This is a genomic window from Gordonia sp. CPCC 206044, assembly GCF_048537895.1.
Lineage (GTDB): Bacteria > Actinomycetota > Actinomycetes > Mycobacteriales > Mycobacteriaceae > Gordonia.
Genome location: NZ_JBCLVL010000006.1, coordinates 30470 through 50885, shown reverse-complemented (window position 1 = coordinate 50885; position 20416 = coordinate 30470). Strand labels below are relative to the sequence as shown.

Genomic DNA, 20416 nt, shown 5'->3' with positions numbered 1-20416 from the left:
CCGTGCGATTCGTCGAGGGCCATCAGCCCACACATGACCTGACCTACGACGACCTGTTCATCGTCCCGAACCGATCCGACGTCACATCACGGTTCGACGTGGACATGTCTACGACGGACGGCAGTGGCACGACGATCCCGGTCGTGGCCGCCAACATGACCGCGGTCGCGGGCAAACGCATGGCCGAGACCGTCGCGCGCCGCGGCGGTCTCGTCGTGCTCCCCCAGGATCTGCCGATCACGGCGGTGGCGGAATCCATCGACTTCGTCAAGTCGCGGCACCTCGTCGCCGACACCCCGGTCACCCTCGGTCCGCAGCATTCGGTCACCGATGCGTTGGCGCTGATCCCCAAGCGAGCACACGGTGTCGCCGTCGTCGTCGACGACGAGGGCCGTCCGCTCGGGGTGGTCACCGAGAAACGCTGCCGAGATGTGGACCGCTTCGCTCGGGTGTCGGAGGTGCTCGACCCGGACATGGTGGTCCTCGGGGTCGCGACCGACCCCCGCGAGGTGTTCGACGCACTCGTCGACGTACACCTCGGGCTGGCCGTCCTGGTCGACGACGACGGACGTCTGGCCGGTGTGCTGACCCGCGTCGGTGCGCTGCGACACGGCGTCTATCGACCCAACACCGATGCCGACAGCCGGCTGCGGATCGCGGCGGCCGTCGGCATCAACGGCGACGTCGTCGGCAAGGCGCAAGCCCTGGTCGCGGCCGGGGTGGACCTCCTGGTGATCGACACCGCCCACGGGCATCAGGACAAGATGCTCGCCACCCTCGAGGCGGTCGCCGCGACCGACCCCGGAGTCCCGATCGCTGCAGGCAACGTCGTGTCGGCGGCAGGTACCCGGGATCTCATCGCGGCGGGCGCATCCATCGTCAAGGTCGGCGTGGGACCGGGCGCGATGTGCACCACCAGGATGATGACCGGGGTGGGCCGTCCGCAGTTCTCCGCGGTGGCCGAATGTGCCGCGGTGGCACGGCAACTCGGTGGGCACGTGTGGGCCGACGGCGGCGTCCGCCATCCACGCGACGTCGCCCTGGCGATCGCGGCGGGCGCGTCGAACGTGATGATCGGGTCATGGTTCGCCGGTACCCACGAATCCCCCGGCGACCTGCAGGCCGACGCAGACGGCCTCTACAAGGTCAGCTTCGGGATGGCGTCCAAACGCGCTGTCGCCGCGCGCGCCGCCGGTGACAGCACCTACGAGCGGGCGCGCAAATCCCTCTTCGAAGAGGGCATCTCGACGTCGCGGATCCCGGTCGACCCGGAGCGACCCAGCGTCGAGGACCTCCTCGACCACATCTGTTCGGGAGTGCGCAGCACCGCGACCTACACCGGTGCACGCACATTGGCCGAGCTACACGAGAAGGTGGTGCTGGGCATCCAGTCGGCAGCGGGGTTCGCCGAGGGCCGCCCCCTGCCGGGCGGGTGGTGATCGGTGGAGATCCTGGTCATCGTCGCCGGCCTCGTCGGATTCGTCGCGCTCACACTCGGCACCGCGTTGTTCGTCTCCGCCGAGTTCTCACTCACCGCGCTGGAACGCTCGACCATCTCCAACGACGTCGCGACGCGCGGCGACCGACGCTCCCGTCTGGTCCAGCGGGCACACGCGACGCTGTCCTTCCAGCTTTCCGGTGCCCAACTCGGTATCACCATCACCACCCTCGTCACCGGTTACATCGCCGAACCGGTGCTGGCCCGCATCTTCGACCCGGCGCTCACCGGTCTGGGGATGAGCGACTCGGCCGCCTCCCTCACCTCCCTGATCGCCGCGCTCGTCATCGCGACCTCGTTGTCGATGGTGCTCGGCGAGCTGATCCCGAAGAATCTGGCGATCGCGAAACCGTTGGCCGTCGCCCGCGCGACGTCCGGGCCGCTGACCATCTTCTCGGCGGTCTTCCGCTGGGCCATCAACGGACTCAACGGATCGGCCAACTGGCTGGTGCGTCGGATGGGCATCGAACCGGCCGAGGAACTGCGGTCGGCGCGGTCGCCGCAGGAACTCGTGTCGCTGGTCCGCAACTCGGCCCGGCAGGGATCGATCGACGAGGACACCGCCGCTCTCGTCGACCGATCGTTGCGATTCGGAGAGCTCACGGCCGAGGACCTGATGACACCGCGCGTCACGGTCGAATGTCTCGACCGCGACGACACGATCCGCGATCTCGTGATCGCGGCCTCCCGGACCGGGCACTCCCGGTTCCCGGTCGTCATCGATGGCGACCTCGACGATCTCGTCGGGGTGGTCCACATCAAGCAGGCGTTCACCGTGGCGCCCGACCGCCTCACCGAGACGACGGTCGCCACCATGGCCCGCGGCGTTCCACGCGTGCCGGCCAGCCTCGACGGTGACGCGTTGATGGAACGCATCCGGGCCGACGGCATGGAACTGTGCGTCGTCATCGACGAGTACGGCGGCACCGCCGGGATCGTGACCACCGAGGATCTGATCGAGGAGATCCTCGGCAACGTCACCGACGAACACGACCACGAGCGCGCCGACGTCGCCGCCGACGGCGACGGCTTCCTGTGCTCGGGACTGCTCCGACTCGACGAGGTGGCCGACGCCGTCGGCTATCGCGCCCCCGAGGGGTCCTACGACACCCTCGGCGGTCTGATCATGTTCTGCCTCGGTCGGATTCCCGACGTCGGCGACGTCGTCGACCTGCCGTCGCTGGCGTCGGCGGAGGACGACGACGAGCCGGACGACGCGTCCGCCGACGGGACCGAACCGAGCTGGCGTGCGACCGTGACACAGATGGACGGTCGTCGCGTGGACGTAGTGGCGCTGCGTCCGGTCCGCGACAGCACCGAATCCGATCGCGGGTCCGACGATGAATGACATCTGGGCGATCGTCCTGACCGTGGTGTTGCTCCTCGGCAACGCGTTCTTCGTGGGTGCCGAGTTCTCCCTCATCTCGGCTCGTCGGGATCGTCTCGAGGCGCTCGAGGAGAGCGGTAAGAAGCGGGCCCGCACCGTCATCCGGGCGGGCGAGAACCTGTCGCTGATGCTGGCCGGCGCCCAACTCGGCATCACGATCTGTTCGATCCTGCTCGGTCGCGTGGGCGAACCCGCGGTCGCGCATCTCATCGAGGCACCGATGGATCTCGCCCACGTGCCGCACTCCCTGCTGCATCCGATCGCCTTCGCGATCGCACTCGGCCTGGTGTCGGTGCTGCACATCCTGATCGGCGAGATGGTGCCCAAGAACATCGCGCTGGCCGGGCCGGAGACCTCGGCCATGCTGTTGGTGCCCGCACATCTCGCGTTCATCCGCCTGGCCCGCCCGCTCATCGCGTTCTACAACTGGCTCGCGAACGGCTCGCTGCGATTGCTACGCGTCCAGACGAAGGACGAGTTGGACACCGCGGTGTCTGCAGGCGAACTGTCGCAGATGCTCAGCGAGTCCAAGCAGGAAGGCCTGATCGACGCCGAAGAACACGAACGTCTGACGCGCGCACTGACCTCGGTGGGTCGCGCGGTCAGCGAGGTGATGATCCCGCTCGAGCGGATGCGCAGTGTCGACGTCGAGGTCGACCGCGCGACCGGCGGCACCGGCCCGACGCTCGGCGCGGTCGAACGCGCCGTGAGCGACACCGGGTTCTCCCGCTTTCCGGTCCGCGGCCCCGACGGTACGTTCACCGGTTACCTCCACCTGAAGGACGTGCTCGACGAGATCCTCGACGAACGGATCGGACCGGACACCATCATCGGCATCGACAAGATCCGTCCATTGCCGGTGATCGCCTCCACCACGCCGCTCGACGAGGCCACCGGTGCATTACGGCGCACCAGTTCGCATCTCGGTGCGGTCGTCGACGACACCGGACGTACCGTCGGCGTCGTCGCGCTCGCCGATCTGGTCGAGGAGTTCGTCGGCACGGTTCGCGACGAGACCCACCGGGTGTAGACGATGCCTTCGGACGCCCATCCGGCCACCGAGGTGTTGACGAGGTCTCGGTGGCGGGCCCGCAGTGAGCAGCACCGCGCCCGCGTCGAGGACCTCATCGGGCCGTATCTCCGCGCGCGCCGGGAGGGACGACGCCACCCGGTGATCGACTTCCTGTTCACCTACTACTCGTCGCGACCCGCACACATCCGTCGATGGCATCCCGGATTCGGCGTGGTGCTGCGCGACGCCGACGAGTACCTCGGGCTTCGCGGCTATCGCCGGACGGACGACGGCGTCGACGTGGACCCGTCCTATCTGCGACGGCGGGCCGGCGCCGTCGGTGCCGCGTCCGCGCTCCTGCGGGCGACCGCATCCCGGCCCGCCCGGCTGGGCTGTTTCGGTCTTCACGAATGGGCCATGGTGTACCGCACCGACGACACGCGCCACGAGATCCCGCTACGCCTGGGCTCGGCAGGCACCGATGCCGTCGTCGAGCAGATGCCGTTGCGGTGCACCCATTTCGATGCCTTCCGCTTCTTCACCCCGCCTGCGCGAGGGCTCAACGAGAGCGAACTGACGCGTGCCGATCAACTCACGCACGAGCAACCCGGATGTCTGCACGCGACGATGGATCTCTACCGCGCCTGTTTCACCCTCGCACCGCTGATTCCCTCGGATCTGACGCTGGACTGCTTCGAACTGGCCCTGCGGGCACGTGAACTCGACATGCGAGCGAGCCCCTACGATCTGCGCGATCTCGGATACGAGCCGGTGCCCGTCGAGACCCCGGCCGGACGGGCGCAATACGCCCGCGAGCAAGCCGCCATCACCGACGACGGGGCCGTCCTGCGCGCCGCCGTCGCGCAACGCTGCACCGAACTCCTGAGCTGCTGCGACAATGGGTGAGCGGCATGGGTGAGCGGCCCGGGATCGGGTGGGTGCGCCGGACCCGTTCGTCGACTGCCCGGGATGCCGTGTCGGCGTTGATTACCGGCGAGTAGCATAGAGGCCGTTATTCACCGATCGAGAAAGGCTGTCATGTCTGACCGGATCTCCGTCAACGGGCTGCAGGTCGCTTCCGTCCTGTACGACTTCATCAACAACGAGGCGTTGCCCGGTACCGGCGTAGACCCGGACGCCTTCTGGACCGGTGCCGCATCGGTGATCAACGATCTGGCCCCGCGTAACCGTGAACTGCTCGGCGTCCGCGACGACCTCCAGGCCAAGATCGACAAGTGGCACCTCGATCACAAGACCGACGGCCCCATCACCGGCGACGCCTTCGCCGAATACAAGGCGTTCCTGCAGGAGATCGGCTACCTCGTCGACGTGCCCGCCGACTACCAGATCGGCACCGAGAACGTCGATCGCGAGATCGCCGAGACCGCGGGGCCCCAGCTGGTGGTGCCGATCCTCAACGCCCGCTTCGCGCTGAACGCGTCGAACGCACGCTGGGGATCGCTCTACGACGCGCTCTACGGCACCGACGTCATCCCCGAGACCGACGGCGCCGAGAAGGGCAGCTCCTACAACCGCGTCCGCGGCGACAAGGTCATCGCCTACGCCAAGAGCTTCCTGGACAAGGCGGTTCCGCTGGAGCAGTGCAGCTGGACCGACGTCACCGGCCTCGCCGTCGTCGACGGCGCGTTGCAGGTGACGCTGGCCGACGGCAAGACCTCGTCGGCAGCTGATCCGTCCGCCTTTGCCGGCTACCGCGGTGAACCGGCTGCGCCGACGTCGATCCTGTTGCGCAACAACGGTCTGCACCTCGACATCGAGATCGACCCCGAGTCGCCGATCGGCAAGACCGATCCCGCCGGCATCAAGGATGTCGTCATGGAGTCGGCGATCACCACGATCATGGACTTCGAGGACTCGGTGGCCGCGGTCGACGCCGACGACAAGGTGCTCGGTTACCGCAACTGGCTCGGCCTGAACAAGGGCGACCTGTCCGAGGATGTCAGCAAGGGCGGCAAGACCTTCACCCGCACGCTGAACCAGAACCGCGAGTACACCGCGCCGGACGGGTCGGCATTCGATCTGCACGGCCGCTCGCTGCTGTTCGTGCGCAACGTCGGTCACCTGATGACCAACCCGGCGGTGCTCGACGCCGACGGCAACGAGGTGCCCGAGGGCATCCTCGATGCGCTGGTGACCTCGGCCGCAGGTATTCACGGTCTGTCCACCGAGAGTGGCGTGCAGAACTCGCGCACCGGGTCGATCTACATCGTCAAGCCGAAGATGCACGGCCCCGACGAGGTCGCGTTCACGGTCGAACTGTTCGGTCGTGTCGAGCAGGTCCTCGGCCTGCCCGAGAACACGCTCAAGGTCGGCATCATGGACGAGGAACGTCGCACCACGGTGAACCTGAAGGCCGCGATCCTCGCCGCGAAGGACCGTGTGGTGTTCATCAACACCGGCTTCCTGGACCGCACCGGCGACGAGATCCACACGTCCATGGAGGCCGGCCCGATGATCCGCAAGGGCGAGATGAAGAAGCAGAAGTGGATCGCGGCCTACGAGGACTTCAACGTCGACACCGGCTTGCATGCCGGGCTGCAGCACAAGGCGCAGATCGGCAAGGGCATGTGGGCCATGACCGACCTGATGGCCGACATGGTCGAGCAGAAGATCGGCCAGCCGCAGGCCGGCGCCACCACCGCCTGGGTGCCGTCGCCGACCGCGGCCACCTTGCACGCCATGCACTACCACCAGGTGGACGTGTTCAAGCGTCAGGACGAGATCGCCAAGCGGGATCCGGCCTCGGTCGACGACATCCTGACCATCCCGCTCGCCCCGAAGACCGACTGGTCGGACGCCGAGAAGCGCGAAGAGCTCGACAACAACTGCCAGTCGATCCTGGGCTACGTGGTCCGCTGGATCGACCAGGGCGTCGGCTGCTCCAAGGTGCCCGACATCCATGACGTCGCCCTGATGGAAGACCGCGCGACCCTGCGCATCTCGAGTCAGTTGCTGGCGAACTGGATTCACCACGGCATCGTGACCGCCGACGACGTGGTCGCCGCCCTGGAGCGGATGGCCCCGGTCGTGGACCGTCAGAACGAGGGCGACCCGACGTATCGCCCGATGGCGCCCGACTTCGGCTCGAGCATCGCGTTCGCAGCGGCCAAGGCACTCATCCTCGAGGGCACGAAGCAGCCGAGCGGCTACACCGAGCCGATCCTGCATCGTAAGCGCCGCGAGTACAAGGCCGCGAACGCCTGACGACGATCGTGGCGCGGGCCCCGGCCCGCGCCACGATGGCGTCCGAAACAACCCCTCTCGACGGCTGCGATGGTGCAGACCGTCCGTTCTCCGCTATCGTCGTCCGTTGTGACTCGCGTTCACACGCGACGGGGGTGAGTACGGCTCGCGGAGGAGAAAGGCGGGGGGTTGGCACACCATCGAAGTTCCGGCGACCGCACGGGCCTTCTCGATCGCGGCATCAGCCGCGGTCTGGTGGGCTCTCTGCTGGGCCTGGTCCTCGTCTGCGCACTCGTCCTGCTCTGGGTTCAACTCGGCGACCACATCGACCGCCAGGGCGATCAGGCCGCCGCGACCTGCGTGGAGGGCAAGACGTCGGTGCCGATCGTCGCCGATCCCGGAATCGCCGGTGCGCTCGGGGCCATCGCCCAGGACTACGCGAAGACGCGTCCGGTCATCCGCGATCATTGTGTGACCATCGAGGTCCGACCGGGCGATGCCAAGGTGACGCTCGACGGACTCGCCGGCACGTGGGACACCGAATCGCTCGGGGCGCGACCCGCCGCGTGGGTTCCCCAGTCGTCGGTGTGGGCGGCCGAACTGGCCGCCGCCCGACCCGATGCCGTGGACGGCACGCCCGGCTCCTTGATCAGCTCGCCCGTCGTACTGGCCACCGCGCCGCGGCTCGCCGAGGCGATCTCCGACTCCGTCGAATGGCAGCAACTACCGACACTGCAGCGCCGCAACTCGTCTCTCGCCGCCTATGGGTTGGGCAGCTGGGGATCGATCCGCCTGGCGATGCCGACGGGCGCACAGTCCGACTCCACCGCGTTGGCGTCGCAGGCGGTGGCCATGCAGGTCACCCGCACCACCGGCACGCTCACCGCCGACGACGCGAACTCACCGCGCGTGGCCTCCAGCATCGACGCGATGCAAGAGGGGGCGCCGAACTCACCGGACGGCACCCCGGTCGGCGCCGCCCGCGCGATCGCCGAGGCCCCGAACGCGGCATCGGCGTCGATCCACGCGGTTGCCATCACCGAGCAACAGCTCTATCAACTGACCCGCGACGATTCGTCGGCGCGCCTGGCCGAGGTGGTGCCCGGCGGACCCACCCCCATCGCCGACTATCCGATCGTGCATCTCGCCGGTTCCCAGATCAGCACGGAGCAGACCGACGCGATCGCGGAGTTCTTCGAGTTCGCCAGCAAGACCGAACAACTCGGCAAGCTGACCGCGCTCGGCTTCCGCGGTGCTGCTCCGATGCCACCTGCGACACCCACCGTCGATTTCCCGGTCACGCAGAACCCGATGCCCAACCCGGAGACGGCCGCCACGGTCACCATCAACCGACTGGTCTTCGGACCCAACAGCGGGCCGTCGACCACCGACGGGCCCTCGGCCGCGACCACCGACGACTCGTCGGGCGGCTAACCCTCGGATTGGGCTGTCCGCCGGTGTCACCGCCACAGCGACTCAGCAGGGACTCGCGTATTCGCGAGTTCACCGGCCCGTCCGCGAGGCCCCGATCTCGTGAGAACGCGCGATGAGATCGACCATCGCGGCCCGGAAATCGTCCCGTCGGGTCTGACTCCACCCGACCGTCATCTCGTCGAACATCCGCTCCTGCCATGCGTGGGCGTGCCGCAGGGCGACGCGTCCCGACTCCGTGACGGCGGCCTCGCGCCGGCGGCCGTCCGCGGTGCCCGTGATCATCGTCAGATAGCCGGCCTGCACCGCACTCTTGATCAGACGCGACCCACCGCTCTGATCGACACCGACCTCCTCTGCGACAGCGTTCACGGTCGCGGGCTCGGCGCGCTCGATCAGTGCCGCGACTGCCTCGGTGACAAGGATCAGCCGCCCCTGCTCTGCGACACCGGCATCGTCGGAGGTGGCCCGACGCGACCAATGCCGCACGAAACCGAACAGCAGCTGCCCCGGCCCCGCCGCGGTCATTCGGTCGCCGCCAGTTCCCGACAGATGTATGCCAGCTCCAGCGCCGACCTCAGGTCCGGCAGCCTCAGCGCAGCCGTGACCGTCGCGCCGGCGACGCGGAACACCGTCGCCACACGAATAGGCTTGCGACTCTCGGGCCACGTGGCGTCTTGCTCGACCACCATCAGCCGCTCGCTGACCGGATGCCACGAGCGCGCCACCAGCCCAATCCCCGAACGCTGCACCCAGTCGGCGAAACCGTCCGGCGTGATGGGGCCCGCGCCTTTGGGCCCGAGAACGACGAGGGGATCACCGACCGCGGCCGCGCAACGACGCAGGTCTCCGGAGTTCACTGCCGCATGCCATTCGTTGATGGCCTCTTCGAGAGTCGAATCCACCACGCCATTGTATGCGAATCGCATACATCTTGCGGGTCGGCGTCACAGCGGCCTGATCTCGGGAACGGTCAGTCGGCGAACGCCTCGATCGGCGGGCAGCTGCACACGAGGTTCCGATCGCCGAAGGTTCCGTCGATGCGACGCACCGCGGGCCACACCTTCGCCCTGGCCCCCGCCGACGGCAGGCCCTGCGGATAGACCGCCTGCTCGCGGGAGTACGCGTGCTCCCACTCCCCGACGAGCGCCTCGGCCGTATGCGGTGCACCGCGCAACGGGTTGTCGTCGGCAGGCCATTCGCCTGCCCCCACGCGATCGATCTCGGCCCGTATTGCGATCATCGCCTCACAGAAGGCGTCGAGCTCGTCGAGATTCTCGCTTTCGGTGGGCTCGACCATCAGCGTCCCGGCGACCGGGAAACTCATCGTCGGCGCGTGGAAACCATAGTCGGCCAGCCGTTTTGCCACGTCGTCCACAGTCACGCCGGTCGCCTTGGTCAGCGGCCGCAGATCCAGGATGCATTCGTGTGCGACGAAGCCTGCCGCCGACGCCGCGGTGGTGCCCGGTTCGCCGGTGTAGAGCACCGGGAAGTGGTCGGCGAGACGTCGGGCGACGTAGTTGGCCGACGCGATCGCCGTCAGCGTGGCCCGACGCAGACCGTCGGCGCCCATCATCGCGATGTAGGCGAAGGTGATCGGCAGGATCGACGCCGAACCGTACGGTGCCGCCGCCACCGTGCCGGCATCGCGCAACTCGTCGGCGAGCGGATGGCCCGGCAGATACGGGGCCAGATGTTCGCGCACGGCGACCGGACCGACACCCGGACCGCCACCCCCGTGCGGGATGCAGAACGTCTTGTGCAGGTTCAGATGACTGACGTCGCCGCCGAAGCGACCCGGCCGCGCCACGCCGACCAGTGCATTGAGATTCGCCCCGTCGACGTAGACCTGGCCGCCCGCGTCGTGGACCGCTGCGCAGATCTCCTCGATGTCGTGTTCGAACACCCCGTGGGTGGACGGATAGGTGATCATGATCGCCGCCAGCGCATCACGGTGCGCGTCGATCTTGGCCCGCAGGTCGTCGACGTCGACGTCACCGTTGTCGCGGCATCCCACCACCACGACCCGCATACCCGCCATCACCGCGGAGGCGGCGTTGGTGCCGTGCGCGCTCGACGGGATCAGACAGATGTCACGGTCGGTGTCGCCTCGACCGTGGTGATAGTCGCGGATCGCCAGCAACCCCGCGAACTCCCCTTGCGAGCCGGCGTTGGGCTGCAGGCTGACCCGGTCGTACCCGGTGATCGCGACCAACCATTCCTCGAGCGTCGAGATCAGTTCCCGGATGCCTTCGGTGTCGGCGACGGGCGCGAACGGATGCAGGTGGGCGAACCCGGGCCATGTGACCGCCTCCATCTCGGCTGCCGCGTTGAGCTTCATGGTGCAGGAACCGAGCGGGATCATGCTGCGGTCGAGCGCGATGTCCTTGTCCGACAACGACCGCAGGTAGCGCAGCATCGCGGTCTCCGTGCGGTACCGACGAAACGCAGGGTGGGTGAGGAACTCGCTGGAGCGGTTCTCGATCGGCTGCGCGAACGACTGTCGGCGCACACCGTCAGCGCTCAACGCGCCCAACACCACGTCCAGGTCGGCCGCGGTGGTCGTCTCGTCGCAGGAGATACCGACGGCGTCGGCGCTGATCCGCCGCAGGTTGACGTTGTCGCGCTTGGCATTCGCGATCACCGCGTCGGCTTGGCCGGGCGTACGCACCACGATGGTGTCGAAGAACGACGCGTGGGCGACGGAGTAGCCGGCCACGGTCAGTCGATCGGCGAGTTCCGCAGCGTGCTCGTGGACGCGACGCGCGATGGCACGCAGCCCGTCGGCGCCGTGATACGACGCGTACATGGCGGCCATCACCGCGAGCAGGACCTGGGCCGTGCAGATGTTGCTCGTGGCCTTCTCGCGGCGGATGTGTTGTTCGCGGGTCTGCAGGGCGAGCCGGTAAGCGAGGTTGCCGTCGGCGTCCTTGGACACCCCGACCAGACGGCCGGGCAGCTGGCGCGCGTGCGCGGAGTGGACGGAGAGGTAACCGGCGTGTGGGCCGCCGAAGCCCATCGGGACGCCGAAGCGCTGGGTGGTGCCGAAGCACACGTCGGCGCCCTGCTCGCCGGGCGGCGTGATCAGGGTCAGGGCCAACAGGTCGGCGCCCACCGCGCCTAGGGCGCCGCGCTCGTGCGCCGTCGCGATGATCGGCGCGGCGTCCACGATCCGACCGGACGCGCCCGGCACCTGGACGATCACACCGAAGAAATCACCCTCGGGCAGACCGCGGTTCGGCAGGTCCGGGTGCAGGGACGCCTCCACCACCTCGATGCCGAGCGGCTCGGCGCGCGTCTCGATCACGGCGCGCGTCTGGTCGAACAGATCGGCGTCGACCACCAGTCGGTTCGACTTCGATCTACCCGCCCGGCGCATCAGTGTCATCGCCTCGGCCGCAGCGGTCGCCTCGTCGAGCATGGATGCCCCGGCGACCTCCATGGCGGTCAGGTCGGCGACCATGGTCTGGAAGTTCAGCAGCGCTTCGAGGCGCCCCTGGCTGATCTCGGGCTGATAGGGCGTGTAGGCGGTGTACCAGGCCGGGTTCTCCAGCACATTGCGCAGGATCACCGGCGGGGTGTGGGTGTCGTAGTACCCGAGCCCGATCATCGACCGTGCGACCACATTCCGCTCGGCCAGCGCCGAGAGCCGCCGCAGCACCTCGTGCTCGTCGACGGCATCGGGCAACGACTGCAACCCGTTCGCGTCCGGTTCGTCGGCGATCACCGCGGGCACCACCTGGCGGGCCAGATCGTCGAGCGACGACACGCCGATCGCCGCGAGGATGCGCTCGGTCTCGTCGGCGTCCGGGCCGACGTGACGGTCGACGAAGGTGGCCGGGACGTACTCGGGAACGGTGGGCATGATCAGGTCAACCTCTCGGCGATCGATGGCCCTCCCCCTCTGTCATGTCGAGAGTCCGGAGACCGGACCGAGGACGCCTGAGAGATTCGGTCGTGCGGTGGGCGCGACCTTTCACCGTGGGCGGACCGGGTCACCCCGGTCACTTTCCAGAGACGCCGTCAACACCACGGTCCGGGTGCCTGAGAGTTTGACGAGGAGGTGTTGCTCCTTCGGCGGCCATCCGAACCCGATCGGTGGCTCTCTCCCGTGACGCAGCGACGCGCGCCCAGTATACGTCCACCGACAGCCAGTAGTGGACCACCGATGGGTGGGGTTGTGGTGGAAGTCTCGATGACTCCACCCGGCCGTGGGCGAACCGTGTCGCTATCCGGTCCGACGAGTGCGGTTCTTTCGTCGTGCCGCGAGTTCGTCCTCGGGTGCGGTCTCGGTGATACCGCCGTCGGCGCGCTCTCCCGGGAAATCGGCAATGGTGCCGGTCAATTCGCGCATCGCTCCGCTGACCGCGATACCGAACACGCCCTGTCCTCCCTGCAGGAGGTCGACGACCTCCTCGGCCGAGGTGCACTCGTAGACCGTGGTGCCGTCGGAGAACAGCGTGATCCGGGCCAGATCCTCCACGCCACGCTGACGCAGATGGTCGACTGCCACGCGGATGTTCTGCAGCGAGATGCCGGTGTCGAGCAGACGCTTGACGATCTTGAGGACCAGGATGTCCTTGAACGAATAGAGACGCTGGCTGCCCGACCCGGCGGCACCGCGGATCGACGGGACGACCAGCGAGGTGCGGGCCCAGTAGTCGAGCTGGCGATAGGTGATCCCGGCGATCTGACACGCGCTCGGCACCCGGTAGCCGACCAGTTCGTCGGGCACGGTGTCGTTGGGGAACAGACCGGGGGCGACGTCGTCGAGGCTGCCCTGCCTGGCGGCCGGACGCGCCACGGTCACCTCGTCAGCGGCACTGTTCGGTGCCGGTTCCGTCGGTGACGTCACATCGTCGTCGAACGGCTGATCGCCCACTGCAGACTCCCTCGCAACGCCTGGATCGGCTCGGCAGACGGACACCCCGGGTTCTCCATCCGAGAAGCCTGGTTCAACAGTACGCGCCTGAGGCCGATCATCCTCCGTCACCTGAAGAATGCAGGCGACGTGTTGCACGGTAGGTCGCCGCGACTGGGCAAATCAACGCGACGCGCCATGCACCTCAACCTCAAGTTGAGATAGAGACAAACGGTGACCTCACGGTAGCCGTTCCGTGACCTGAGGTACGGTCGGCCACCGCGTCGCGGTCGCGTCGCATCACGCTCCGCCGCTGGCCTTGAAGTCGTCCGGCGACACGTTGTCGAGAAACTCCTTGAACTTCTCGACCTCGTCCTCCTTGGTCTCCGACGACTCGCCGTCGGCCCCCTCTTCGTCCGGGATCAACAGACCGGCCTCGACGAGAACCTCTTCGTCGGCGATGATCGGCACCCCGATACGCATCGCCACCGCGATCGAGTCCGACGGCCGCGCCGACACTCGCAGGTCGCCGGCGAACACCAGTTCCGCGTAGAAGGTGCCCTCCTGCATGTCCACGATCCGGACTTCCTGGAGGGTCTGCCCGAACTCCGCGATCAAGATCACGATCAGATCGTGTGTCAGCGGCCTCGGGGGTTCGATTCCCTTCTGTTGCAAGGCAATCGATGCGGCTTCACTCTGCCCGATCCAGATCGGCAGGTACCGCTCCCCCTCCACTTCACGCAGCAACAGCACCGGCTGACTCTGAGGCGGTTCCACCCGAATGCCCACGACTCGCATCTCGCCCATTTAGCACCCGCTTTCCCTCAGTTCGCCCGGATGTCCGACACCCGCTCGTGGTCAGGACTTCTCGTCGGCTCCCGGCTCCTGCCGTTGTTCACGACGCTACACCGCGACGCGCCGTCGCGGCGGACACGCGAGGTGCAGATCAGTCCAGGGCGCCGCGGACCGCGGCCTTCACCAATTGGGTGTGCAGTGTGACCGACAACGCGGCGATCTCACGGACCAATTCCTCGGCGCGATCACGCGCCCCGGTCCCCTTGCCCTTGGCGATCGGATTGGCGATCTGGGCGACCAGCCCTGCCTCGCGATCGGCGGACACCTTGAACGCCCGCAGATGTCGGGTTTCGAGCCCGTAGTTCGCCAGGGCGGCGGCCGCCTCCACGAGGCGCACCGCGTCCTCGTCGAAGAAGCCCGCCGGGCCCGGCGTGAGGAGTCCGTTGCGCTGCAACTCGGTGACGAACGCCGAGTCGACCCCGGTCCGCTCGATCAATGCCTCACGCGAGACCCGGCCCGCCCGCGAACCGAAATCGGTCGCCGGAGCCACTGCACCCCGCGCAGAGGTCAGCAGTCGCGTTCCACCGGGCCCCGAGCCCGCGTCACCGCCGTCGATCGCGTCGAGCTGCTCCTTGATGACCTTCAGCGGGAGATATCGATCTCGCTGGGCGGTCAGGACGAAACGCAGTCGATCGCAGTCGGCGCTGCTGAACCGGCGGTACCCCGAGGGCGCCCGCTCGGGCGTGATCAGCCCCTCGGACTCCAGGAACCGGATCTTGGAGATCGTGACATCCGGGAAATCCTCGCGCAGCAGCGCCAGGACCGATCCGATCGACATCGATCCCTCAGCGCGCTGACCCGCCGACGATGCAGTCACGAGGTCAGGCGCCCGCTTGACCGTCGCGAGGTCCGCTGAGGAAGACCAGCCGGAACTTGCCGATCTGGACCTCGTCGCCGTTGCTCAACGCCGCGGTGTCCACCGGCTCACGATTGACATACGTACCGTTGAGGCTGCCGACGTCGACGACCTGGAACTCGCCGTCGCCGAGACGGAACTCCGCGTGCCGACGGCTCACCGTCACGTCGTCGAGGAAGATGTCGCTGTCGGGGTGCCTGCCGGCCGAGGTGGTCGGCTGGTCGAGGAGGAATCGCGAACCCGCGTTGGGGCCACGCTTGACGACAAGCAACGCCGTACCGGGCGAGAGCCGCTCCACCCCGGTGTCGGCGGGTTCACCCGAGGTGGTGGCACCGGCATCGAGCTCGTTGATGAACTCCTCCCGGAAAACCGAGGTGGTCTCCACCGGAGCCTCGAGATCCTTGTCGTTATCGCTCACCATTTCTCCTTCGTCTGTCTCGGTGGCCGCCGAACCCCGGCGCCCCCACCGATCGCCACCCGCACGTTCACATCACAGTGTGATCGGGCCCCGATGTCGGTGCATCATTGTCGGACATCCGGCCCACCGAATGGCTCGGTTCGGACCGGTCCTGCTTGTTGAGTAAACCGTACCGTGTTCCGCCTCCGGCGCGGGCGTTCGAGTCGATCGGACCAACGACGATCATAGTCGCCGCAGGCCGATCGGCCGATGCATCACACTCCGCCAGTCACCGGGCGCCGGCCCCTGTCGATCAGGACTCGGTGACCGATCGGTACCCGTCGGCGTCGAGCGTCTCGGCCAGCGCTGCGTCGAGCGCCGCGGCGTCGGCGACGGTGATCTCCACCAACCAGCCGGCGCCGTAGGGGTCCGAGTTCACCAGCTCCGGCGAGGATTCGAGGTCACCGTTCACCGCTGACACGGTGCCGTCGAGGGGGCCGTAGATGTCGGACACGCTCTTGGTGGATTCGACCTCGGCGAACGACTCGCCCTTGTCCACCGCGTCATCGACCGACGGCAGCTGTACGAACACCACGTCGCCGAGCGCATCCTGCGCGAAATCGGTGATACCGACCCGCACCGTGGCGGGCCCGGTCTTCTCCACCCATTCGTGTTCGGCCGTATAGCGCAGCGCGGGCGGCACTTTGGTCTCTGTCACTGTCGGACCTTTCTTGTCGAGGCGACTCTAGGGTATGCGGCGGGCGGGCGTCGTTCGGGCACTCCCGCCACACCGGTGCACGAACACCGCGGTGACCCGCTCCGCACTCACGTCGCAGCACCGACGCGCGGCATGCGCTGCATCACCAGCACCGTCTGATACGCGTACAGCAGGAACGACCACAGATACAGTCCGACGCCCCAGATCATGAACGCCCAACCGATCGGGTAGCAGATCGTACCGATGATCGAATCCAGCTGTCCGGCAAGGAGCCATGGGAAGGCGCTCATCAGCGCGAACGTCGCGGCCTTGCCGATGTAGAGCACCGGCAGCGCGACGATCCCACGCGCGCGCAGCACCGGCGCGGTCGCGAACAACAGCACGTCACGAGCGATCACCACCCCGATCAACCACCACGGCAAGAACTCCCGGATCCCGAACGCGATCGGGATGATCACGATGTAGAGGCGATCGGCCGCCGGATCGAGCAGTGCGCCTATCCGCGACGACTGGTTGAGCCATCGCGCGAGTTTGCCGTCTGCCCAATCGGAAAAGCCCGAGAACATCAGGATCGCGAAGGCCCACCCGTCGGTTTTCTCCACCAGCAGCACCCACACGAAGACCGGGATCAACGCCAGGCGCAGAACGCTCAACGCATTCGGCAGTGTCAGGAGCCGGTCCGACGGTTCCGGGTCGGCGCGCTGTCCCTGGCCCTCCGACGAGTCGGTCATGCGCTCGGGGGTCACCCGAAGATGCCGATGATGCCCTGGAGCGTCTTCGCCCCGCCCGACGAGAAGAGGTTGTCGTGCACCATGTACGTCCACGTCGTCGTCGACCGGTGTAGGTCACTGGCGCCCAGGTCGACGCCGTCGTTGGTGATCCGGGCCTCCCGAAATGTCGTGCGGGCGTTGTCGAGCGCCTCGGTCGGCAGCGTGGTGAACGCTTCCAGGATCAGTTTGTGGAACTCGTCGAGCGGGCTCTCGCGCCCCAGCGCACGCAGATGGATGCTGGAGCGGACGTCGGAGACGAACGCCAGATGATCGGCCCATGCCCGGTCCAGATGGAACAGCACGATCTCCCGCGCGGCCTGCACGAGGACGTCGCGGTCCACCGGCTCCGTCGGTGTCGTCGGCGCGGACTCTGCGGTATCGGTGTCTGCGGTGTCACCACTGTCTGCGGTGTCGGTCGCGGTCTTCGCGCCCTCGTGGTCGGCCGGCGCCGCACCCTCGGTGTTCTCGGTGCTCTCGGTCGAGGCGCCGGTGAGGGCCGCGTAGCGTTCGGGTTCCTTGTCCGCCAGTTCGTCGAGCGCGACCTCGGTGGTGACGACCTCCATACGCCGCTTCACGATGATGTCGCGCTGCTGGTTGACCAGCTTGTTGTACCGCCACGTGTTGGAGTGCAGCTCGAGCATGACACCCTCGGCGATACGTTGGGCCTGCTGGATCAGGTCGACGCCCTTGGCACCCATCGAACCGTCCTCGGACTGCGACACCGGGTCACGTTTGAAGGCAAGGTTCTTGGTGACGACCGGGTCCTCGAGGCTGGAGAAGAACACCGACCGTCCGGGATCACCCTGGCGTCCTGCGCGGCCACGCAGCTGACTGTCGAGACGTTCGGTGTCGTAGCGGCCGGTGCCGACCACGCACAGCCCGCCGAGTTCGACGATCTCGTCGCGGGCGGCGTCGTCGCCCGACGAGCCACCGAGCTTGATGTCGGTACCGCGACCGGCCATCTGGGTGGACACCGTGACGGCGTCGCGGGTGCCCGCTTCGGCGATGATCTTCGCCTCTTCGGCATCGTTCTTGGCGTTGAGCACCACACAGGTGACGCCTGCCTTGTCGAGGAAGTAGGCGAGCTCCTCGGACTCTGCGACGTCGTGGGTGCCGATCAGGATCGGCTGTCCGGTCTCGTGGACCTCCTTGACGTAGGCCACGATCGCCTCGACCTTGTTGGCCTTCGTGTCGTAGACCCGGTCGCCCTCGTCGATGCGGATGTTGGGCGTGTTCGGCGGGATCTGCGAGACGAACAGGTCGTAGAACTGCCGGAACTGTTCACCCGCGGCCAGCGCCGTGCCGGTCATACCGCACACGGTCGGGTACCGACCGATCAGTGCCTGCACCGTGAGGGTGTCGATGACCTCGCCCGAATCCGATTGGGCCAGACCTTCTTTGATCTCGACAGCGGCCTGCACGCCGTCCGGCCAGCGCTGCAGCTGGGCGACTCGGCCACGAGAAGCGTTGATCAGGTGCACGCCGCCGTCGCGGACGATGTAGTCGATGTCGCGCTCGAGAAGATACTGCGCGTGCATCGCGACGTTCACATGCACCAGCGTCGTGCCGACGTGTTCCTCGTCGTAGAGGTTGATCCCGCCGAGTTCCTCCTCGACGAAGGCTGCGCCCTCGTCGGTGAGCGACACGTTGCGTCCTTCGGCGTCGATCTCGTAGTGCTTGTTCTTCATCCGTGCGACCACATCGTGGATCGCCTGGTCGGGTACCTCACCCTCGGCGGCGCCGGCCAGCACCAGCGGCACCAGCGCCTCGTCGACGAGGACCGAGTCGGCCTCGTCGATGATCGCGATGTCGGGCTTCGGTGAGACGAGCTCGTCTGCCGACACCACGAGCTGGTCGCGCAGCACGTCGAAGCCGATCTCGTTGACCGAGGCATACGTGACGTCGGCGGCGTATGCCTCCTTGCGCTCGGCACGATCGGAGTTCTCGGTCACCGACTTGACCACCATGCCGAACGCCTCGAACAGCGGCGCCATCCACTCCGCGTCGCGGGCGGCGAGGTAGTCGTTGACAGAGATCACGTGCACGCGGTGGCCCTGGAGGACGTGACCGATCGCCGCGATGGCACCCGAGAGCGTCTTGCCCTCACCGGTGGCCATCTCGACGATGTCACCCTCGAGCAGGCGCAGTGCGCCCTGCAGCTGCACGTCGAAGGCGCGCAGGCCGAGCGTGCGATCGGCAGCCTCTCGGGCGAGTGCCAGGAACTTGGTCACCTCGGCGCGGTCGGCCCCGAGGTCGAGCTTCTCCGCCTCGGCAACGAATCCGTCGTCGGCGACCTCGGCCGCCCACTCGGTGTGCTTGTCCGCGTCGTCGATCAACGCGACCGACTTCGACTGGTTGCGCGATGACTGGGAGCCCAGAAGGCGCCACATGCTGTTGGTCAGCTTTCCCACCGAAAACACTTCTCCTGACTCGTGCCGTGCCGGCATGCGTACTGGTCGCGGGCCTCATTCTCGCAGAGCCGGTGCCGCCCCCGGGAGATCGGAGGCAACCGACGCGCGGCTCTGGGACGCCGTCCACGGTACGCGTCGGTGCGTGCCCGGAGAGCAGGTCGGCACGCACCCTTGTGATCGACCCACCGTGATCGGGTGCCACCGGCGGCCACCAGGACGGCTCAGGATGATGAATCGGTCTGCGGGACGGGTCATCCTGGCGCTGGTCGCAGGTCTGGCGATCGGCGCGGGATTTGATTTCGACGCCTTCAACTCATGGTGGGTGGCGCTGTCGGTCGGCGTGCCGCTGATCGTCGTCGGGTTCGCGCTGCCGCCGCGGGCGACACGGGTACTTCAGTCATCATCCACCGCCGGCTCGCCTCGGTTCGGTTAACTTGGGTCCATGCAGCCACTCGCGCCGGACCGCAACGATCATCCCATGTCGGGTCCCCGGCACGATCGCGTCGGGAGATCCGGCCTGCGGCGCTTCCGGGCACGTCTGACGATGATGCTGGCCGGCATGATCATGACGGTCGCTGCGATCTCGGGCGCGGGTTCGGCCGACGCCGCTCCGATGCGACCCGCGCCCGCCCCTCCGGTGGTCCCCTCCGAACCCTTCGCCCTCCTGGTCGGCAAGACGTATTCGTCGGTGGCCGTCGTCGGGGGCATGGTGCCGGGCGGCGGTCCCGTGCGGGTGAGTTTCGGGCCGCGCCACAGCGTCGGTCTGAACGCAGGATGCAACCAGCACGTCGGCACCGCGCGGATGGCACCCCGGCAGCTGATCGTCGGTCGTCTGGCCGCGACGAGGATGGCCTGCCCCGGGCCCCGCGCGGGTGCCGACCGATGGCTCACCACCTTCACCTCGGTGCCTCTCGACTGGCGGCTGGTGGGACCGGTGTTGAGCCTGTCGAGCCCACGACACACCGTGATCCTCGTCGAACAACAGTCGCGCACCCGCTGATCTCCTCCTCGCGAAA

General features: G+C 67.6%; 18 protein-coding genes and 1 riboswitch. Of the genes, 8 read left to right on the top strand and 10 right to left on the bottom strand.

Features of this window, described 5'->3' with window-relative positions; all coding sequences use genetic code 11:
* Positions 1-2: 2 nt before the first annotated feature.
* The 6 genes from AAFP35_RS10945 to AAFP35_RS10920 all read left to right on the top strand — a co-directional run bounded on the left by AAFP35_RS10945 (position 3) and on the right by AAFP35_RS10920 (position 8535).
* Entirely contained in the window at positions 3-1439 is a 1437-nt protein-coding gene (locus AAFP35_RS10945) for a GuaB1 family IMP dehydrogenase-related protein (RefSeq protein WP_419221616.1), read from the top strand.
* 3 nt (positions 1440-1442) lie between these two features.
* A complete protein-coding gene (locus tag AAFP35_RS10940; RefSeq protein ID WP_419221615.1) occupies positions 1443-2846 on the top strand; it encodes a hemolysin family protein in 1404 nt (467 codons plus the stop codon).
* The gene (locus AAFP35_RS10935; RefSeq protein ID WP_419221614.1) at positions 2839-3915 is read left to right on the top strand and encodes a hemolysin family protein; all 1077 of its coding nucleotides are present in this window, start codon (positions 2839-2841) and stop codon (positions 3913-3915) included. Before AAFP35_RS10940 ends, AAFP35_RS10935 begins: the two co-directional genes overlap by 8 nt.
* A gap of 3 nt (positions 3916-3918) precedes the next feature.
* Positions 3919-4803: a 3-methyladenine DNA glycosylase gene (locus tag AAFP35_RS10930; protein WP_419221613.1), complete on the top strand. Its 885-nt coding sequence runs from the start codon at positions 3919-3921 to the stop codon at positions 4801-4803.
* A gap of 132 nt (positions 4804-4935) precedes the next feature.
* A complete protein-coding gene (locus tag AAFP35_RS10925) occupies positions 4936-7122 on the top strand; it encodes a malate synthase G (RefSeq protein WP_419221612.1) in 2187 nt (728 codons plus the stop codon).
* Between the two features lie 168 nt (positions 7123-7290).
* Positions 7291-8535, top strand: a complete 1245-nt coding sequence (locus AAFP35_RS10920) for a hypothetical protein (RefSeq protein ID WP_419221611.1) — start codon at positions 7291-7293, stop codon at positions 8533-8535.
* A 69-nt stretch (positions 8536-8604) separates the two neighbouring features.
* Here AAFP35_RS10920 and AAFP35_RS10915 read toward each other — a convergent pair whose 3' ends face one another.
* From AAFP35_RS10915 to secA2, 10 genes are all read right to left on the bottom strand, one after another.
* Positions 8605-9060, bottom strand: coding sequence for a MarR family winged helix-turn-helix transcriptional regulator (locus AAFP35_RS10915; RefSeq protein WP_419221610.1), 456 nt, complete (start codon positions 9058-9060; stop codon positions 8605-8607).
* On the bottom strand, positions 9057-9437 hold the full coding sequence (locus tag AAFP35_RS10910; RefSeq protein WP_419221609.1) for a hypothetical protein: 381 nt from the start codon (positions 9435-9437) through the stop codon (positions 9057-9059). Before AAFP35_RS10910 ends, AAFP35_RS10915 begins: the two co-directional genes overlap by 4 nt.
* A gap of 68 nt (positions 9438-9505) precedes the next feature.
* A complete protein-coding gene (gcvP, locus tag AAFP35_RS10905; RefSeq protein ID WP_419221608.1) occupies positions 9506-12397 on the bottom strand; it encodes an aminomethyl-transferring glycine dehydrogenase in 2892 nt (963 codons plus the stop codon).
* 157 nt (positions 12398-12554) lie between these two features.
* Positions 12555-12654, bottom strand: a riboswitch (glycine riboswitch).
* A gap of 106 nt (positions 12655-12760) precedes the next feature.
* The gene (locus AAFP35_RS10900) at positions 12761-13414 is read right to left on the bottom strand and encodes a MerR family transcriptional regulator (protein WP_419221607.1); all 654 of its coding nucleotides are present in this window, start codon (positions 13412-13414) and stop codon (positions 12761-12763) included.
* Positions 13415-13693: 279 nt separating this feature from the next.
* A complete protein-coding gene (locus AAFP35_RS10895) occupies positions 13694-14200 on the bottom strand; it encodes a bifunctional nuclease family protein (protein WP_419221606.1) in 507 nt (168 codons plus the stop codon).
* Between the two features lie 139 nt (positions 14201-14339).
* The gene (locus tag AAFP35_RS10890) at positions 14340-15026 is read right to left on the bottom strand and encodes a MerR family transcriptional regulator (protein WP_419221605.1); all 687 of its coding nucleotides are present in this window, start codon (positions 15024-15026) and stop codon (positions 14340-14342) included.
* Between the two features lie 43 nt (positions 15027-15069).
* Positions 15070-15525, bottom strand: a complete 456-nt coding sequence (gene garA / locus AAFP35_RS10885) for a glycogen accumulation regulator GarA (protein ID WP_419221604.1) — start codon at positions 15523-15525, stop codon at positions 15070-15072.
* A gap of 289 nt (positions 15526-15814) precedes the next feature.
* Positions 15815-16219: a glycine cleavage system protein GcvH gene (gene gcvH, locus AAFP35_RS10880; RefSeq protein ID WP_419221603.1), complete on the bottom strand. Its 405-nt coding sequence runs from the start codon at positions 16217-16219 to the stop codon at positions 15815-15817.
* Between the two features lie 107 nt (positions 16220-16326).
* Entirely contained in the window at positions 16327-16950 is a 624-nt protein-coding gene (locus tag AAFP35_RS10875; protein WP_419221602.1) for a CDP-alcohol phosphatidyltransferase family protein, read from the bottom strand.
* A gap of 11 nt (positions 16951-16961) precedes the next feature.
* Positions 16962-19400 (bottom strand): accessory Sec system translocase SecA2, encoded by a 2439-nt coding sequence (gene secA2, locus AAFP35_RS10870; RefSeq protein WP_419221601.1) that lies wholly within the window; start codon positions 19398-19400, stop codon positions 16962-16964.
* Positions 19401-19626: 226 nt separating this feature from the next.
* Here secA2 and AAFP35_RS10865 point away from each other — a divergent pair, with 226 nt between their 5' ends.
* Positions 19627-19833: a hypothetical protein gene (locus tag AAFP35_RS10865; RefSeq protein ID WP_419221600.1), complete on the top strand. Its 207-nt coding sequence runs from the start codon at positions 19627-19629 to the stop codon at positions 19831-19833.
* A 9-nt stretch (positions 19834-19842) separates the two neighbouring features.
* A complete protein-coding gene (locus tag AAFP35_RS10860; RefSeq protein ID WP_419221599.1) occupies positions 19843-20400 on the top strand; it encodes an META domain-containing protein in 558 nt (185 codons plus the stop codon).
* The last annotated feature ends 16 nt before the right edge of the window (positions 20401-20416 follow it).

Excerpts from the sequence above, each read along its gene's own strand:
- AAFP35_RS10935 (WP_419221614.1), top strand. The coding sequence starts at position 2,839 with ATGAATGACATCTGGGCGATCGTCCTGACCGTGGTGTTGCTCCTCGGC.
- AAFP35_RS10930 (WP_419221613.1), top strand. The coding sequence starts at position 3,919 with ATGCCTTCGGACGCCCATCCGGCCACCGAGGTGTTGACGAGGTCTCGG.
- AAFP35_RS10925 (WP_419221612.1), top strand. The coding sequence starts at position 4,936 with ATGTCTGACCGGATCTCCGTCAACGGGCTGCAGGTCGCTTCCGTCCTG.
- AAFP35_RS10915 (WP_419221610.1), bottom strand. The coding sequence starts at position 9,060 with ATGACCGCGGCGGGGCCGGGGCAGCTGCTGTTCGGTTTCGTGCGGCAT.
- gcvP (WP_419221608.1), bottom strand. The coding sequence starts at position 12,397 with ATGCCCACCGTTCCCGAGTACGTCCCGGCCACCTTCGTCGACCGTCAC.
- AAFP35_RS10895 (WP_419221606.1), bottom strand. The coding sequence starts at position 14,200 with ATGGGCGAGATGCGAGTCGTGGGCATTCGGGTGGAACCGCCTCAGAGT.
- AAFP35_RS10890 (WP_419221605.1), bottom strand. The coding sequence starts at position 15,026 with ATGTCGATCGGATCGGTCCTGGCGCTGCTGCGCGAGGATTTCCCGGAT.
- garA (WP_419221604.1), bottom strand. The coding sequence starts at position 15,525 with ATGGTGAGCGATAACGACAAGGATCTCGAGGCTCCGGTGGAGACCACC.
- AAFP35_RS10875 (WP_419221602.1), bottom strand. The coding sequence starts at position 16,950 with ATGACCGACTCGTCGGAGGGCCAGGGACAGCGCGCCGACCCGGAACCG.
- AAFP35_RS10865 (WP_419221600.1), top strand. The coding sequence starts at position 19,627 with ATGATGAATCGGTCTGCGGGACGGGTCATCCTGGCGCTGGTCGCAGGT.
- AAFP35_RS10860 (WP_419221599.1), top strand. The coding sequence starts at position 19,843 with ATGCAGCCACTCGCGCCGGACCGCAACGATCATCCCATGTCGGGTCCC.